The 17,104-nt window shown below is 43.1% G+C and carries 15 protein-coding genes; 14 read left to right on the top strand and 1 reads right to left on the bottom strand.

Features of this window, described 5'->3' with window-relative positions; all coding sequences use genetic code 11:
• The first annotated feature begins 690 nt into the window (after window positions 1-690).
• From BUB05_RS11820 to BUB05_RS11880, 14 genes are all read left to right on the top strand, one after another.
• On the top strand, window positions 691-1,884 hold the full coding sequence (locus BUB05_RS11820; protein ID WP_073049850.1) for an ornithine--oxo-acid transaminase: 1,194 nt from the start codon (window positions 691-693) through the stop codon (window positions 1,882-1,884).
• Between the two features lie 412 nt (window positions 1,885-2,296).
• Complete coding sequence (locus BUB05_RS11825) at window positions 2,297-3,049, top strand: IclR family transcriptional regulator (RefSeq protein WP_073049826.1); 753 nt, start codon at window positions 2,297-2,299, stop codon at window positions 3,047-3,049.
• A 113-nt stretch (window positions 3,050-3,162) separates the two neighbouring features.
• On the top strand, window positions 3,163-4,587 hold the full coding sequence (locus tag BUB05_RS11830; protein WP_073049827.1) for a YfcC family protein: 1,425 nt from the start codon (window positions 3,163-3,165) through the stop codon (window positions 4,585-4,587).
• Window positions 4,588-4,773: 186 nt separating this feature from the next.
• Window positions 4,774-6,132, top strand: coding sequence for an amidohydrolase family protein (locus BUB05_RS11835; protein WP_073049828.1), 1,359 nt, complete (start codon window positions 4,774-4,776; stop codon window positions 6,130-6,132).
• 127 nt (window positions 6,133-6,259) lie between these two features.
• The gene (locus BUB05_RS11840) at window positions 6,260-7,351 is read left to right on the top strand and encodes an alanine racemase (protein ID WP_073049829.1); all 1,092 of its coding nucleotides are present in this window, start codon (window positions 6,260-6,262) and stop codon (window positions 7,349-7,351) included.
• A gap of 137 nt (window positions 7,352-7,488) precedes the next feature.
• Window positions 7,489-8,349 (top strand): PLDc N-terminal domain-containing protein, encoded by an 861-nt coding sequence (locus tag BUB05_RS11845; protein WP_073049830.1) that lies wholly within the window; start codon window positions 7,489-7,491, stop codon window positions 8,347-8,349.
• On the top strand, window positions 8,350-9,048 hold the full coding sequence (sfsA, locus tag BUB05_RS11850) for a DNA/RNA nuclease SfsA (protein WP_073049831.1): 699 nt from the start codon (window positions 8,350-8,352) through the stop codon (window positions 9,046-9,048).
• Window positions 9,038-9,262 (top strand): ubiquitin family protein, encoded by a 225-nt coding sequence (locus BUB05_RS11855; protein WP_073049832.1) that lies wholly within the window; start codon window positions 9,038-9,040, stop codon window positions 9,260-9,262. Before sfsA ends, BUB05_RS11855 begins: the two co-directional genes overlap by 11 nt.
• 115 nt (window positions 9,263-9,377) lie before the next feature.
• Window positions 9,378-11,219 carry an aldehyde ferredoxin oxidoreductase family protein gene (locus BUB05_RS11860; protein WP_073049851.1) on the top strand — a complete coding sequence of 614 codons (1,842 nt, stop codon included), beginning with the start codon at window positions 9,378-9,380 and terminating at the stop codon, window positions 11,217-11,219.
• Between the two features lie 21 nt (window positions 11,220-11,240).
• A complete protein-coding gene (locus BUB05_RS11865) occupies window positions 11,241-11,630 on the top strand; it encodes a metal-dependent transcriptional regulator (protein WP_073049833.1) in 390 nt (129 codons plus the stop codon).
• Between the two features lie 178 nt (window positions 11,631-11,808).
• Window positions 11,809-12,099: a FeoA family protein gene (locus BUB05_RS11870; RefSeq protein WP_342747107.1), complete on the top strand. Its 291-nt coding sequence runs from the start codon at window positions 11,809-11,811 to the stop codon at window positions 12,097-12,099.
• A gap of 156 nt (window positions 12,100-12,255) precedes the next feature.
• Complete coding sequence (gene feoB, locus BUB05_RS11875; protein WP_073049834.1) at window positions 12,256-14,262, top strand: ferrous iron transporter B; 2,007 nt, start codon at window positions 12,256-12,258, stop codon at window positions 14,260-14,262.
• 5 nt (window positions 14,263-14,267) lie between these two features.
• A complete protein-coding gene (locus tag BUB05_RS18565) occupies window positions 14,268-14,414 on the top strand; it encodes a FeoB-associated Cys-rich membrane protein (RefSeq protein ID WP_139258005.1) in 147 nt (48 codons plus the stop codon).
• A 123-nt stretch (window positions 14,415-14,537) separates the two neighbouring features.
• The gene (locus tag BUB05_RS11880) at window positions 14,538-15,275 is read left to right on the top strand and encodes an alpha/beta fold hydrolase (RefSeq protein WP_175548559.1); all 738 of its coding nucleotides are present in this window, start codon (window positions 14,538-14,540) and stop codon (window positions 15,273-15,275) included.
• Between the two features lie 151 nt (window positions 15,276-15,426).
• On the opposite strand, the gene BUB05_RS11885 is transcribed toward BUB05_RS11880, so the two are convergent.
• Window positions 15,427-17,100, bottom strand: a complete 1,674-nt coding sequence (locus BUB05_RS11885) for a sodium:solute symporter family protein (RefSeq protein ID WP_073049836.1) — start codon at window positions 17,098-17,100, stop codon at window positions 15,427-15,429.
• Window positions 17,101-17,104 lie beyond the last annotated feature (4 nt).

A 17,104-nucleotide genomic window follows, 5' to 3' on the forward strand; every position in this document is an offset into this window, starting at 1 on the left:
AAAAACCTGCCTTTGATTAAAGCATCCTTATTATTTTATTATTGCTATAAAAAAGCTTCCAAAGAAGCTTTCTTGACATCTTAAGAAAGCCAACATATTCATAACACCTTGCTATGTTGGTGTTATGGGGATAAGGCAACTTTCTGGGGGAACAAGACTGTTTTGCAGATGATGCAGCAAGGCGGTCTCGCTTATAGGGTAGAACCAGTCAAGGTAAAAAATCGTGCAGATCAACATATATTGCTGGTGGCCCACCCCTGTATGGTAGAACCAATCAAGGCGGAAAAACAAAAAATTGGAAAGTACCATTGTTGTTAAATATTACTATTTATGAATATTATACACTATGCAGCCTGTTTCGTATTTGTAACAGATTTATTACATAATAGTAAAGGTGCGTTGGCAAGTCAAGTGCTAATAAGAAGAAAAGATGAATTATTTTAAAAAAAACATGTATAGAATATGTTGACATATCAACATTTGGAACAAAAATAGCTAATAAAAATTCAATATAGGCCAGAAAACACACGAAAACAGCAGTTAAATCTTGAAACGCCGTTTTAAAAATCCTTGATTATTGTTGAAGTATGGTATAAAATATTAATTAGGTGAATATTATAAACAAAATATTTATTAAAAACATTTATAAAAATAAAATATAAACAGGAGGATGGAATGAAAAGTAAAGTGATGAGAAGTACCAGAGAAATTATTGAAAAAACCCAAAAATACGGTGCCAACAACTATTGCCCGACAGAGGTTGTGTTCAGTGAAGCTGAAGGCGTATGGGTAACTGATCCCGAGGGCAATAAGTATATAGACTTTCTGAGTGCATATTCTGCAGTGAGCCACGGACACAGACATCCAAGGATAATCGAGGCTGCAAAGAAGCAGATGGAAAAGGTTACTCTTACTTCAAGAGCTTTTCACAATGATGTACTCTGTGACTTCTACGAGCTTCTTTCAGAGCTTACAAACAAGAACATGATCCTTCCAATGAACACAGGAGCAGAAGCTGTAGAGACTGCACTTAAGTGTGCACGAAGATGGGCTGTTGACGTTAAGGGTGTGGAAGAAGGCAAGCAGGAAATAATAGCATGCAAGGGCAACTTCCACGGAAGGACAATATCAATAATCTCCATGAGTTCCGAAAAGGCATACCAGAGAGGATACGGTCCATTGACTCCTGGATTCAAGGTTATAGAGTATGGGGACATAGACCAGCTCAGGGAGGCCATCACTCCAAACACTGCTGCATTCATAATGGAACCTATCCAGGGAGAAGGCGGAATAATAGTACCTGCTCTAGGATTCATGAAGGAAGCAAAGAAGCTTTGTGAAGAGAACAACGTGCTTCTTATTGCAGACGAGGTTCAAACAGGATTCTGCAGAACAGGAAAGATGTTTGCCAGCATGTGGGAAGATGTAGAGCCAGACATGTATGTAATGGGTAAGGCCCTTGGCGGAGGAGTATTCCCCGTATCTGCAGTTGCAGCGGACAAGTCTATCCTCGGTGTATTCAATCCCGGTTCACACGGATCCACATTCGGTGGAAATCCTCTGGGATGTGCCATAGCAATTGAAGCAATGAAGGTAATGGTGGAAGATGACTATTGCGGAAGATCAAGCGAATTAGGCGCATATTTCCTTGAAAGACTTAAGGAAATCAACAATCCTCATATAGTGGATATAAGAGGAAAGGGTCTTTTCATAGGTGTCGAGTTCGACCATAAGGCTGAGCCGTACTGTGACGAGCTTAAGGAACTTGGAGTTCTTGCCCATGAAACTCATGAGACTGTAATCAGATTTGCGCCTCCTTTGATTATCACTAAAGAGGAAATCGACTGGGCGATGGAAAGAATCAAAAAGGTTCTTGATAAATAAGCAGCAACACAAGATATCCACGATTTTGTGGACAACTCTGGGGATAAGCCCCTAAATCTGGGGATAACATGGTGATTTTCAGTAGATACTGTATTATGAACATTGTATACAATCTATGGATAATGTGAATAACCTGTCTTGCAGGATGTTTAAAACGGCATTGGAATATTGAAATTCCAGTGCCGTTTTGTTCTGTCCATTAGTTGTGGAAAACTCCAAGGAAATATTGTCGTATTGTTGATAGATGATGTTGATAAGATGAATAGCTCAACATAAAACGCCTTTATGGGGCGTTTTTGTTGATTTCGCAGTTATTTAGCAACTTGACAAAATAGTGAAAACGTTGTAACATATAAGCAAGTCCATATAATGATAATAGAGTCCATAATATGGACTTCGAAAGGAGGGCGAAATGTCGAGCAACCCAAATGCAATAGAGAAAACACTCATGATAATGGAGGCTTTCATAGAGGAGCCTTTTGAATATACTGCAAAGGAACTAAGCGACAAGCTTAATATCAGCAAGCCTACCATCCACAGGATACTGAATCTTCTGGAGAAGGGGGATTTCGTTAAAAGAACGGCTGATTTGACAAAATATACTGTTGGACACAAGAGCTATATCATTGGCATGCAGTATGCCAAGAGACAGAACACCTATGCTGACATAAGGAGAATTGTCGACGAGGTTTCAAAAGCTACGGGACAGCAGGTTGGATATACAGTGCTTGAGGGCGAGAAGGTCATAAGTATTTATGAGTCGGAGTTCTACAACAAGACAATAAACTACATGCCCGGTGAGATATACACCGTTAACTGCGGAGTATACGGAAAGGTTCTCATGGCCTATTCACATTCTATTGAAGAGCTTGAAAAGCTTGTCTATGAAATAGAGCTGAAACCTGTAACTCCCAAGGCATTTACTGATCCTGCAAAACTTCTTGAGGAGTACAGAAAGATCAGGAAAATGGGATATTCTGAAAGCTACGGCGAATATATCGAAGGAACCATAGGTATAGGCGCACCTACATTCAGTTCAAATGGAAAAGTCCACGGATGCATAGGTCTTTCGGGAATCGGTACGGAAACCTTCATCAAGAATAAACCGGAATACATCAAAGAGGTGCTAAAGGGAGCGGCTGAAATCAGCAGGCTTTTACGCTAGGAGAAATATGAACGTCTTTGGTTCCAGTGAAGAGGATAATGCGATACGGTCGCTTTATTACTATAAAGAAGGGAGGATATCTTAGTTTCACTAAAATAGAATAGGAGGATAATATGAGTAACATTAAAGAAAAAAGCAGTACCGACACTCTGAAGAAACGACTTAAGGTTCCACACGTCTATGTGATTTTGCTTACGGTGGTGGCAATTTGTGCAATTCTAACCTATATCGTACCTGCAGGACAGTATGAAATGATGGAAAGTGCCAGTGGAAGGACAGTTGTCAATCCGGATTCATTCCAGTATATCGAGAATACGCCAGTTGGACTAATGGATTTTCTAAAGGCAGTACCTGACGGAATGGTGGAGACGGCATCAATCATTTTCTTCATTTTCATGGTTGGAGGAGCCTTTGCGGTGGTTGAAGCTACAGGAGCCATTGAAGCGGGTATAGGAAAGATTACCATGAAGATGAGAGGCAAGGAAAGAACAATAATTCCTATAATTGTCATCGTATTTTCCCTTGGCGGAGCAGTATTCGGTATGGCGGAGGAGACACTTCCCTTCATTCCGATAATGGTAACACTTGCAATCGCCCTTGGCTTTGATTCCCTTACTGGAATAGGAATGGTTCTGGCGGGAGCCGGAGCAGGATTCGCAGGAGCATTCATGAATCCATTTACAGTAGGAGTTGCCCAGGGAATAGCTGAACTTCCACTATTTTCAGGAATGGGATACAGGATTGTAGGTTATGTAACAATGGTGACGCTGGTAACTGTTTTCCTGTATAGATATGCAGGCAGGGTAAAGGCAAATCCACAATTGAGTTCAATGTATGAAGTGGATATCAACAGAGATGACGTACTTGATCTTGATTCACTGAAGGAACTCACAACAAGCAGAAAACTTGTTTTAATGACTGTAGTGGGAACAATATGTCTGTTGATTTTCGGAGTAATAAATTATGGCTGGTATATCCAGGAAATAGCTGCTCTCTTCATGGGAATGGCAATAGTTGCAGCTTTGGCAGGCAGGCTTGGCTTTAACGGATTTGCTGAAAATCTTTTGAATGGATTTGCAAACCTTGCAGGAGGGGCTCTGGTTGTAGGTTTTGCAAGGGCTATACTTGTGGTTCTTACAAAAGGGCATATTCTTGACACAATACTTTATTCATCATCCAATCTGCTTCTTCAACTTCCATCGGCCGTATCGGCAGTGGGAATGTATGTTTTCCAGTGTCTACTTAATTTCATAGTGCCGTCGGGAAGCGGACAGGCTGCAGTGTCAATACCCATACTTGCACCTCTTTCGGACCTGGTAGGTGTAACGAGACAGACTGCAGTGCTTGCATACCAGTTCGGTGACGGAATATCAAACATATTCACACCTACATCGGGATATTTCATGGCAGGTCTTGCACTGGCTAAGATACCTTGGCAGAAATGGGCAAGGTGGATACTTCCATTGATACTTTTGCAGTATCTGACGGCAGGAATACTCGTATTCATAGCACACAGCATCAACTATGGACCATTTTAAATTACAGTCATTAAAACAAAAACAAGGATCTAAAATCAAAGGAAAAATCGCTAAATAAAACCAAAGATAAAGACCCTTAACTAGAGTATATAAACAAATTAAAGAAAAGTCAAACATAAGGCGGTCCTGGTGGCTGCCTTATGATTTAGGCTAAGATAAGATATTTTTTAGGAGGCATTTGAGGAAATGTATGATATCAAGATAATAAATGCCAGATACCCTGATTACGATACTAATGAATTAAAGGTTGACGACATATGCATCAAGGATGGAAAAATTGAATATATAGGAAAAACCTCTGAGGGAGCAAAGGTGGAAATAGACGGTAAGGGGCTTGTAACCTCTCCCGGATTTATCGACATCCACATGCACGAGGAGGAGCTTGACAGGTATCCTGATCTCAGCAGATTCTATGTGGCTGAAAGGATGCTTAAAATGGGAGTAACTACGGCGCTGGGAGGCAACTGCGGAATCAACTACCAGCCTCCGGAGGAGTTCATAGAAGCTGTAGGAAAACATGGATCACCTATAAACTACATGCTGAAGATCGGCTACAATACCTTCAGGAAGAATGCAGGCCTTGATTCTCCCTTCGATCCTATGAGTCCGGAAGTTCTTGAACAAATAAAAAGGGAAATTGTCAGGACTCTGGAAACGGGAGTAAAGGGAATATCATTCGGCATCGAGTATTCACCAGGCATCAGTTACGAGGAAATGCTGGAGGTGTCAAAATTGCTGGACCCTGAAAGACATATGGTATCTGCCCACTACAGAAAGGATGGAGCTGACAGCATGACATCAGTGGAAGAGATGATAGGACTGTCAAGGGAGTCAAATGTTCCAATGCAGATTTCACATATAGGAAGCTGCAGCGGGTATGGCTTCATGGAAAAATCTCTGGAGATGATAGACAAGGCTAATGGTGACGGCATCGATGTCATGGCCGATTGCTATCCCTATAATGCATTCTGCACCTATATAGGTTCCACGGTATTTGAAGATGGATGCATTGAAAAGTGGGACGTGGGATACGACAGCATAATGATGACGGAAGAACCCTATAGGAATATGCACTGCACAAAAGAAATTTTTAATGATGCGAGAACAAACTATCCAGACATGCTTGCAGTTGCTTTCGTCATGAAGGAGAAGGAGATAATTGATGCCATGAAGCACCCTTGCGTCATGATAGGAAGCGACGAGATATACAACGGAAGCAAGGGGCACCCAAGAGGTGCAGGCAGCTTTCCGAGGGTCCTGGGGAAATATGTAAGAGAAGAGAAAATCATGAGTCTGGTGGAAGCCCTTAACAAGATGACAAAAATGCCTGCAGACAGGCTGGGGTTGACCAGGAAGGGACAGATAAGAGAAGGCTTTCATGCCGATATTACGATGTTTAGTGAAGGAAGCATAATTGACAGGGCAGACTTCAACAATCCCATTGAACCTCCTGAAGGCATAGAATATGTATTCGTAAACGGGAGGATGGTATTAAGGGACGGTGAGATACTCGATGGAACAGCTGGTGGATTTATTTCTGCCTGAGATGATTTAAGCCCCATTTCCATATTGAATGAGTTCACTATGAAAGAGAAAAGTGATATAATCAATAGGTACGTAAAATAAGGCAAAAAATCGATAGTTGTAAATAAAAGAATTTAAGAGGTGGAAAATGGGCAAAAGATATCCTGTTTTGAATATTGATATAAAAAAGCTTGTGAACAATGCGAGGATAATAACTGAAAAATGCAATGAGAATGGAATAGACACAGCCTGTGTGATCAAGGGATATAACGGTATACCTGAAGTTGCGGAAGAAATGGCCAAGTGCGGATGCAGCCAGGTTGCAAGCTCAAGGATCGACCAGCTCAAGGATGTCAAACTGAGAGGAATGGCGATGGATACCCTTCTTCTGAGGATACCCATGATGTCCGAGCTTGAAGAAGTCATAAGATATGCCGACATAAGCCTGAACTCCCAGAGGGAAACCCTTGTTGAACTGGACAGAATGGCCGTTGAAAACAATACGAAACACAGGGTCATCCTAATGAGGGATCTTGGCGATCTCAGGGAAGGCATATTCGACAGGGACGAATTCATAGAAACGGCCTGCTTCATAGAAAACAGCCTTAAAGGTCTTGTTCTTGAAGGAATAGGAACAAACCTCAGCTGCTACGGTTCCGTAGCCCCGACTGAAAAAAATCTCTCAATGCTGGTTGAAGATGCAGAGGAAATCGAGAAGCTCATAGACAGGAAGTTAAGGTATGTTTCTGGTGGAGCAACTACAACCCTGCCTCTTTTCTACAGGAACAAGCTGCCAAAGGGGATAAACCATCTCAGGCTGGGAGAATCGATAATCTGCGCCATGGACCTCCCCTTGTACTGGGATACAGATATTGAAGGGCTTGAAAAGGGGGTGTTCACCATGGATGCCCAGATTATAGAAATAAGGAGAAAGCCATCCTATCCCATAGGGGAAAAATGCGTCAATGCCTTTGGAGAGACTCCTGAATATGAAGACAGGGGCATAAGGCTGAGAGCCCTTCTGGCTGTTGGAAACAGAGATGTAGGGGACTATTCGTCACTGGAGCCAATAGACGAGGGTGTTGAACTTGTGGGAGCAAGCTCGGACCATCTCATAGTGGATATAGAGGAAGCCGGAAGGGAATATGCGATTGGAGACATCATGAAATTCAACATGTATTATCAGGCTGTCCTCTTCGCTTCCGACAACAGGCTAATGAATATTGAATTGAACAGGTAACAGATGATCAATGATGATTTAAAACCTCTCTACCATAGGGTAGGGAGGTTTTTACGATAAAAACATATAATTGGATTTGTAAAAATGTTATAATGAATTGACTGACAACTATACTGAGAAAACAGAGGTGGCATATAATGATAGGATTTGCCTTTATACCGTTCATGATGATTTTCATATTCCAATTATTCCTGGCAATATTTGTGTACAACGACAGCAAGAAAAGGGGAATGAATCCAGTGCTGTGGGTGCTAATAACCATACTCATGCCCAATTTAATTGGATTTATAATATATCTGGTAGTAAGGAGCCAGTCATCCCAGTGGATTCAGGCCAACAAGCCAAGTGGAAGACAAAGCCCGGACTACAGCAGGAGAGTCGACACCGACAAAGGATATGGCAAGGATTACGACAGGGTGTCAGTATCTAGTAGATCTGCTGAAGAGCGGAGATGCCAGACCTGCGGAAGGACCCTGACAGGGAATCCCTACAAGTGTCCCTATTGCGGAGCCGAGGTCTACAATGAAATGTTTGATGATGGAATGGCACAGGCCAATGCAGCGAGAAAAAGCATAATTGCTGTCCTTGCAATACTTCTTGCGGTTGGTATGCTTTTCTTTGCCTTCATAGCGTTGACACCATTCAGATATATGAACATCGAGGAGGTAATAGATACCTTCAAGTATGAAATATTCAGGGGAGAGGACCAGAATACAAGTTCCGTCATAAGCAGCAAGTATTCATACTGGGACGGCACCAAGGAGAAGACCATAGATGTGGACAGGAATGGTGTTCTGGAAATAGAATTCGAACTGGTGTCCAAGGAAGGCATCGTTTATGCTGTCCTCAAGGACGATGACAACAATATTATGTACAACTTTCCGGGAAATGCCAGGGAAATAGTGGTATTTGACGTGCAAAAGGGAGACAGATATTATATATCGGTAGTGGGACAGGAGGCAAAAGGGTCCTACAAATTTGAATGGAGAATCAAGTAGATGAAATACCAGGATATGGTCCAGGGGATATTCCTTGGGCGACCAAACAGATTCATAGCCGAAGTCATCGTGGAGGGAAAGCAGCACACTGTCCATGTTAAAAATACCGGCAGATGCAGGGAAATTCTCATTAAGGGTACAAAGGTGTATCTTCAGGAATCGGACAACCCCAAGAGGAAGACAAGATTTTCCCTCATAAGCGCCTGCAAGGGAGACATGCTTATTAACATAGATTCACAGGTGCCCAACAAGGTTGTTTATGATGCCTTTAAAAACAAGCAGATTGAAGGCTACGAGGACATAGTCATCCTGAAGAGGGAAAAGACCTATGGAAACTCAAGGTTCGATCTATATTATGAAAGGGAAGACGGTAGAAGGGGATTTGTGGAAGTAAAGGGTGTTACACTTGAAAAGGACGGAATTTCCATGTTTCCAGATGCACCTACTGAAAGGGGCAGAAAACATCTTCTTGAGCTTGTTGATGCAAGGAAGAAAGGATATGAATGCGCAGTGTTCTTTCTCATTCAGATTAATGACATACAGAAATTCACGCCGAACAGTGAAATGGATCCCAGGTTTGCAGATGCCTTGAAGACAGTTGAGGAGGCTGGTGTTGACATATTGGTCTACAACTCAAAGGTTTCTGCCGATGAAATCAAAATAGACAGAAAGGGAGAGTACAGCCTGGATGGTTATTGAAATCAGCAAGGTGTTTTTGCACAATAAAAACATTGAAGAAAAAGTTGAAATGTATATTGATGAGCCATGTTCCATAGATAGGCTGACAGAGATCATTGGCCTTGATCATATGGGATATGCCGTTTTTTTTGTAAACGGGAAGGAAGTAAAAAAGAACCATATTGTAGGGAATGAGGACAAACTTAAGATACTTCCCATGTTTGGCGGAGGATGATTAATGACAATAAAGTCCCTTGATGTTGCAGCCCGGTGAAGGTATAATGGGCTTGACGTATGATGCGGTTAAATATGAATGTGAGCTATGCGGTTTAGGATATTTTGGAGGATATATGAAATACGGATATGCAGGTAAGATATTGAGGGTGAATCTTGAAAAGGGAACCTTTGTATCGGAAAAGATCACTGAAGATATAATGAGGAAATATCTGGGAGGTAAAGGACTGCTGTCCCTGTATTTTGAAAGGGAGATAGGTCCCGAGGTCGAGCCTCTTTCAAAGGATAACATACTCTACTTTTTTACAGGGATAATGTCGGGGATACCTGCTGCAGGTACTTCAAGGATAATTATGGGATGCAAGTCGCCTGTCACTGGAGGCTTTGGAATGGCGGAGTCGGGAGGATTCATAGCTACAGAGATGAAAAAGGCTGGTTGGGACGGCATCATTATTGAAGGAAAATCAAAAAGGCCAGTCTATCTGTATATAAACGACGACAAGGTTGAGATAAGGGATGCAGCTGGTTTTTGGGGGCGCAGCATAGGCGAGGTCAACGAAGCGATAAAGAAGGAACTAGGGGACGAAAGGGTGAGGCTTGCCCAGATAGGTCCTGCCGGAGAAAACTTGGTACAGTATTCCTGTGTCATAAACGACCTTAAGCATGCCTGCGGCAGAAGCGGAATTGGTGCAGTCATGGGAAGCAAGAACCTGAAGGCAGTGGCGGTAAAAGGCACCGGAGAAATCAGGTTCAAGGACAAGGAAAAGATACTTGAGACAAGCCGGTGGTATTCCTCATATTTCAAGGAGAATCCATTGACAATGGGATTCTATATGTATGGTACGGCAGGAGGTACGCTAAGGACTAGTGACGGTGGAATGCTGCCTACGAGGAATTTCAGGGAGGGGTCCTTCGAGAAGGCTGAAGATATATCCGGCCAGAATATGGCTGATACAATCCTCATAAAGAGGGAAGGATGCTTTGCATGTCCAGTAAGGTGCAAGCGGGTTGTCAAGGTTGACAGGGAAGACATGAAGGTCGATCCCAAATTCGGAGGGCCTGAATATGAGACGATCGGTGCCATGGGTTCCATGTGCGGCATAGGAAGCCTAGAGGTAATATCAAAGTCCCACGAGCTTTGCAATGATCTGGGTCTGGATACCATATCAGCAGGTGTTACCATAGCCTTTGCCATGGAATGCTATGAGAGAGGAATAATAGACGATGAAATCACCCAAGGGATTGAGCTGAACTTCGGAAACAGTGAGGCGCTCCTTAAGCTCATCGAGGATATTGCCCACGTGAGGGGATTCGGGAAAATCCTTTCCAAGGGAACAAGAAGGGCTTCGAAGATATTCGGAGAGGGGTCGGAAGAATTTGCCATGCAGGTGAAGGGGCAGGAACTGCCAATGCACGAGCCCAGAGGAAAAGTTGGGGTTGGACTGGCATATGCCTTGTCTCCTACAGGGAGTGACCATATGCAGGCGGCACACGATACAATGATAAAGGAAGAAGGGCCCGTCCTTGACCAGGTGAAGCTACTAGGCTGGGACAAGCCACTTGACCCGATGGAATACGGAAGGGACAAGGCCGCATACTATGCACAGGCTGAAAAGTGGTGGAGTTTCCTGAACATGGCAGGGGTATGCGACTTCATACCGGCTCCTAGAGGGTCAATGCCGATAGACAGGTTGATAGAGTTACTCAATGCTGCAACGGGATGGGAATTCACTGTGGAGGAGGCCCTTGAAGCCGGAGAAATGGGCATAAGGATAGCGAGAAGGATAAATTATGACCACGGCGTAGACGAGAGTCATGAAAAACTTCCGAAAAGGTTGTACCAACCCCTTGAGGGAGGAGCTCTAAAGGGCAGGCGACTTGACAGGGAGAAGTTTGATGATATGAAGAAGGAATACTACGATTATATGGGATTCGGCAAGGATGGAAGACCAGAGTAATGATGATCTCGGGAGGATAAAATGGTAAACAACGAATCGATGGAAATGTATCTTGAGACAATTTTAATCTTTGAAAAGAGATACGGGCATGCCCATGTTACGGATATAGCCAAGGAACTGAACGTTTCAAAGCCAAGTGTCACCAAGGCAACTAAATATTTGAGGGAACAAGGATATGTAGACAAGGAACCCTATGGATCAATAGTACTTACTGAAAAAGGAAGGGAAGTAGCCGAAAGAATCTACAGGAATCATGGTCTCATTATGAGGTTTCTGGAGCACTCGTTGAATATGAAACCCGAGGATGCAGACAAGGATGCATGTCGCATTGAACATGTGGTAAGTGAAAAAATGATAGAAGCCATAGAGGAGTACCTGATTAAAAATAATGAATGCATAAAGAAAGGTTGATCGGGAAGAGTTATGGGGAATAAACCATAACTCTTCTTGTTGACAACCATTCTCAAATATTATACTATGTTATTGTTAGGCAAGGTTAACTTGTGGTTTGTTTAATAATTAACATCTATATTTTGTAATATGGATATTTGGCATGATGGCAATCTGGCCATTGCCAGGGGAGGTTTATATGGCAGTGAGTGTGAGTTCTATGAGATCAATATTTAATGATGGATTTGCCAATAAAAGAAGGAACAGAGGCGGAGACAGAAATTTGACCAAGGCGAGAGTCAACAGGGGGTATTCTGTCAAGCGTATTGACACTGATGATGACGAGATGAAAGACTTCCTCTTCACATTGGGATGCTATGAAGGCGAGAGTATAACTATTATCTCGATTCTTGCGGACAACTATGTCGTTTCCATAAAGGATGCCAGGTACAGTATCGACAGAGAATTGGCGGAAGCTATTATAGTATAGTTTTTAAATCCGGTTTTTGCCGGATTGGTTTTTGACCACGAAGTTAACTTGGGGCAACAATGAGTTTGTTTATCAACTGACCTGCATTGTCAAAGAAATGAGGTTGGAATAAAAATAAAAATGCAATATTAAATGCTAAATTATTTGGAGGATATTATGAAAATTGCACTGACGGGTAATCCTAATAGTGGAAAGACTACCCTATTTAATGCCATTACAGGCAAGATAGAGCGTGTCGGGAACTGGGCGGGGGTTACAATTGAAAAGAAAGAAGGCGACATCAAGAAATCGCTGAACAAGAAAGATATGGATATAGTGGCGGTTGACTTGCCGGGAGCTTATTCCATGTCGCCGTTTACATCAGAGGAAAGCATTACAAGCACCTTTGTGAAAAACGAGAATCCTGACGTAATTATCAACATAGTTGATTCAACTAATTTGAGCAGAAGCTTGTTTTTTACCACCCAGCTTCTGGAATTGGAAATACCTGTTGTGGTTGCCCTAAACAAGAGCGATCTGGTTGAGAAAAAGGATACGAAAATCGATATCAAGCTTTTATCATCCTTTTTAGGTTGTGATGTTGTAAATACGGTATCAACAAAGGGCGGAGACAACGGTCTTGAAAAACTGATATCAACGGCGGTTGAAGCCAGCGGTAAGAAACAGGTTGCTCCATTTGACGCTAAAGGCGTGGATATGTCCGCAAGAAGCCAGGTAGAGGATTCGGACAAGAAAAGATATGAATTTGTAAAGAAGATCGTTGACAAGGTAGAAGAAAAGAAAATTGACAGCGCCAGGCAGACAAGACAGGATGCCTTTGACAGGGTGGTTGCCCATAGATGGCTCGGTATACCCATATTCGCCCTGATTATGTGGTGTGTGTTCTCCATATCTCAGGCGCATTTAGGGCCGGTTCTTGCCGACATGTTCGTTGGCTGGATTGACGGATTGTACGCCGCAGTTGAAGGCATGCTTGGAGAGGCGGCTTCTCCTGTACTTAAAGCCCTGCTTCTTGATGGAATAATCGGAGGGGTTGGAGCGGTTGTTGGATTCCTTCCATTGATTATGGTATTGTTCTTCCTGCTTGCTTTACTTGAGGATTGTGGATACATGGCAAGAGTTGCCGTGGTTATGGACAGATTTTTCAAAAAGGTTGGATTGTCCGGTAAATCAATCATTCCTATGATAATAGGTACAGGTTGTGCAATTCCCGGTGTAATGGCTACAAGAACAATCAAAAATGAAAGACAGAGAAGGACTACTGCAATGCTGACACCTTTTATGCCTTGTGGAGCAAAGCTTCCGGTAATAGCGTTGTTTGCAGGAGTGTTCTTCAATGATTCGGCCCTTGTTGGAACATCGATGTATTTCCTTGGAATTGGAATTATAATTCTGGGTGCCATGGTAGTAATAAGGATAACAGGAGAAAAGAATGCGAAATCATTCTTCATTATGGAACTTCCCGAGTACAGGATCCCAAGCATAAAAAGAGCTGCTATATCAATGTGGTCCCAGGGTAAGGCATTCATCATCAAGGCGGGAACCATCATACTCCTCTGTAATGCGGCGGTACAGATAATGCAGACATTCAACTGGAACTTTGAAGTTGTTGCTGAAGGGGCTGAAAGTACAAGTATCCTCGCCAGCATAGCTTCCCCTTTTGCCTACCTGCTCATACCTCTTGGGTTTGGAGCATGGCAGTTGGCTGCAGCGGCAATTACCGGCTTTATTGCAAAGGAAAATGTCGTTGGAACACTTGCTGTAGTTTACGGCATTACCAACTTCATTGATACTGAGGAACTTGCCCTTGTTCAAGGCGGTACTGATGTGGCGCAGATAATGGGACTTACTTCAGCGGCAGCGCTGGCATATTTGATGTTCAACCTGTTTACGCCTCCTTGCTTTGCGGCAATTGGAGCAATGAACGCAGAGCTGGAGTCGAAAAAATGGCTTTGGGGAGCTATCGGATTCCAGTTTGGAATGGGATATGTGGTTGCCTTCGTAACTTATCATGTAGGTACTCTAGTAACTGAAGGGACTAAGGGAACAGGATTTGTACCCGGATTGATAGCCGTGGCTGCCATGACAGGATATGTTATCTACCTGATGAACAAAGGAAAAGAGAAAGAAAGACTCAAGTTTGCAGTGAATGCGAGGGGATGAGATAAATGGTAAATGCTGTATTGATAATTGTATTGGCAGCGATGTTTGCAGGTGCAGTACTTAAGATAGTGCATGAAAAGAAAAAAGGCAACAAATGCATAGGCTGCCCCTATGGACAGACGGGAGGAAACGGCTGCAGCTGTGGCAAATAAAATGGTTTTGAAAACACAATAAAAGAATTGGAAGGCATGATGTAATTGTTGTTCTTGACAGGGTACACCAAGGGTATATAATGGATATATTAATCCATTGACTGATAGGAAGTGATGAAAGACATGAATATAATCCTGGTCCATGGTGCCTACAGCGACGGCAATTGCTGGTCAAGGGTGACGGAATGCTTGAGGGACAGAGGAAACAATGTGGTGGCAGTAACCCTTAGCGGACATACCGATGACTACGGCAATGCCTTCGATGTAACCATGAAAAAGTATGGTGAGGATATAATAAAGGAAGCTGAAAAGATGGACGGTCCATCTGTGCTCATAGGCCATTCCCTTGGAGGATGTGCTGTTACGGTTGCAGGAGAAATGCGACCGGAACTGTTTGAAAAGGTCATATATGTTTGTGCCGTTATTCCCAAAAGAAGATACAGAATGATAACAAGCAGATTCGGACTTTTAAGCTTTGCCCTAGGAAGGAAGCTTTCAAAAAGCTGGAAGCTGATTATCAAGGGATACGCTACTATTGATGTTCTAATGGACGGCGAGAATTATGAGAAAATGGATGATAAAAAGAGTGCTTTCAGAAATACTTTCGTTACCAATGAACCAATCAGGCCCATGTTTTCCAAGATAAAGTGGACAGATAAAAGACTAGGAAACATACCAAAGGTCTATGTTGAAACATTGAGGGACAGGATGTTGACTCCCAAGCTCCAAAGATACTACATGAAGAGGATGAAATTTGAATGCGTAAGGTCCATCGACAGCGGTCACTCCCCGTTTTTCTCGAAATGGGAGGATCTCTGCGATATTATTGAGGATGAATGCAGGAAAGACAGGGCTTTGTAAAGAAAATTGCTGAACGGTTAGACCGTGCAGCAATTTTTAATTTTAGATAAAATAAGACTAGAAATTGAATATTAAGTGTATATTTTTAATTAATCATAATTTACTACATCGTAATTTAGTAAATTATGGTGTAGTAAAAGACTTGCTTTTACTAATTTTCCTGAAAAATCCCCTCAGGTACCCTTATATTGTCAACTATTGACTTCATGTCCTCAGAGGGGCTTGCGGTAAGCCTTGAAACCACCAGTGATACCGAGAAGTTAAGTACCATACCGACTATTCCGACGCCCTGTGCATTGATGCCGAAGAAATCTTTCAGGAGCGGCTGGGTCGTGCCGAATATCTTGGTGGAACACATCATTCCTATCATTGATACAGTGAATAAAAGTCCTGTCAGCATGCCTGCTATTATTCCCGAATTGTTCATCTCCCTGTCGAATATCCCAAGAAGTATTGCTGGGAAGATACTTGCTGCAGCAAGTCCGAAGGCAAGGGCAACAACCTCTCCAACGAAGCCCGGAGGATTGACTCCAAGCCATCCTGCAACACATACGGCAAGTAGGATTGTTATCCGTGCAATCTTTAGCCGCTGTTTTTCCGTTGCATCCTTGTTGAAGATCCGGTAGTAGATGTCGTGGGATACAGCGCTTGACATTGCAAGAAGCAGTCCAGATGCCGTGGAAAGTGCCGCTGCCAGGGCCCCTGCTGCAACAAGGGCTATTACCATTGGGCTCAGGTTTGCAACTTCGGGAGTGGAGAGCACAATGATGTCCTTATCGATGGCAACTTCGCCTTCCGAGCCCATGTCATACTCGCCGTTTCCGTCAGCGTCTTCAAGAGCCAGAAGACCTGTACTCTTCCACTTGTCAACCCATTCTATATTGTCAACTACTTCCGCAGGCTTGTCGTTTATGCTGTCTATTATATTGTATTTTGCAAATGACGCCAAGGCAGGTGCGGTGGTGTAGAGGAGCATGATGAAAAGAAGAGCCCATACTCCCGACCATCGGGCAGCCTTTACCGTCTTAACTGTATAAAATCTTACGATTACGTGGGGAAGACCGGCAGTTCCCGCCATGAGAGCCAAGGTCATCATGAACATGTTGAGCTTGGAGTAGTTCTGGAAGGGTTGCAGGTACTCTTTCATACCCAGGTCCACCTGTATTTTGCTGAGCTTTTCCGTTATGTCGGAAAAAGCAAATGCAAGCTGTGGAACAGGCATTCCCGTAAGCTTCATGGCTATTGCAATTGCAGGTATGAGAAAGGCCGTTATCAGAACCACATACTGCATTGCCTGGGTCCAGGTGATACCCTTCATTCCTCCTATTACTGCAAAAAAGGCGACTATGGCCATTCCTATGAATATTCCGTAGGTAATGTCTATCTGCAGGTACCTGCTGAACACTATCCCGACACCTCTCATCTGTCCTGCAACGTAGGTTATTGATACGAATATGGTGGAGATTGCAGCTATGAGCCTCGCAGTTGAAGAGTTGAAGCGGTCGCCTATGAAATCGGGAACTGTGTATTTCCCGAATTTTCTCAGATATGGAGCTATCATTAGGGTCAGAAGGACATATCCTCCAGTCCATCCCATGAGATATATCGCTCCGTCGTATCCAAGGAAGGATATAAGTCCTGCCATGGATATGAATGATGCCGCAGACATCCAGTCAGCCGCTATCGCAGCTCCGTTTACTATGGTGGGAATCTCGTTTCCGGCTATGAAGAAGGTTTTGGTGTCCTTTGCACGGGATCTTATTCCTATGAGAATGTATATTCCGAATGTTATTGCTATGAGTATAAGTGTATATCTTTCTACCATGTCA

It is taken from the genome of Dethiosulfatibacter aminovorans DSM 17477 (assembly GCF_900142005.1).
Lineage (GTDB): Bacteria > Bacillota > Clostridia > Tissierellales > Dethiosulfatibacteraceae > Dethiosulfatibacter > Dethiosulfatibacter aminovorans.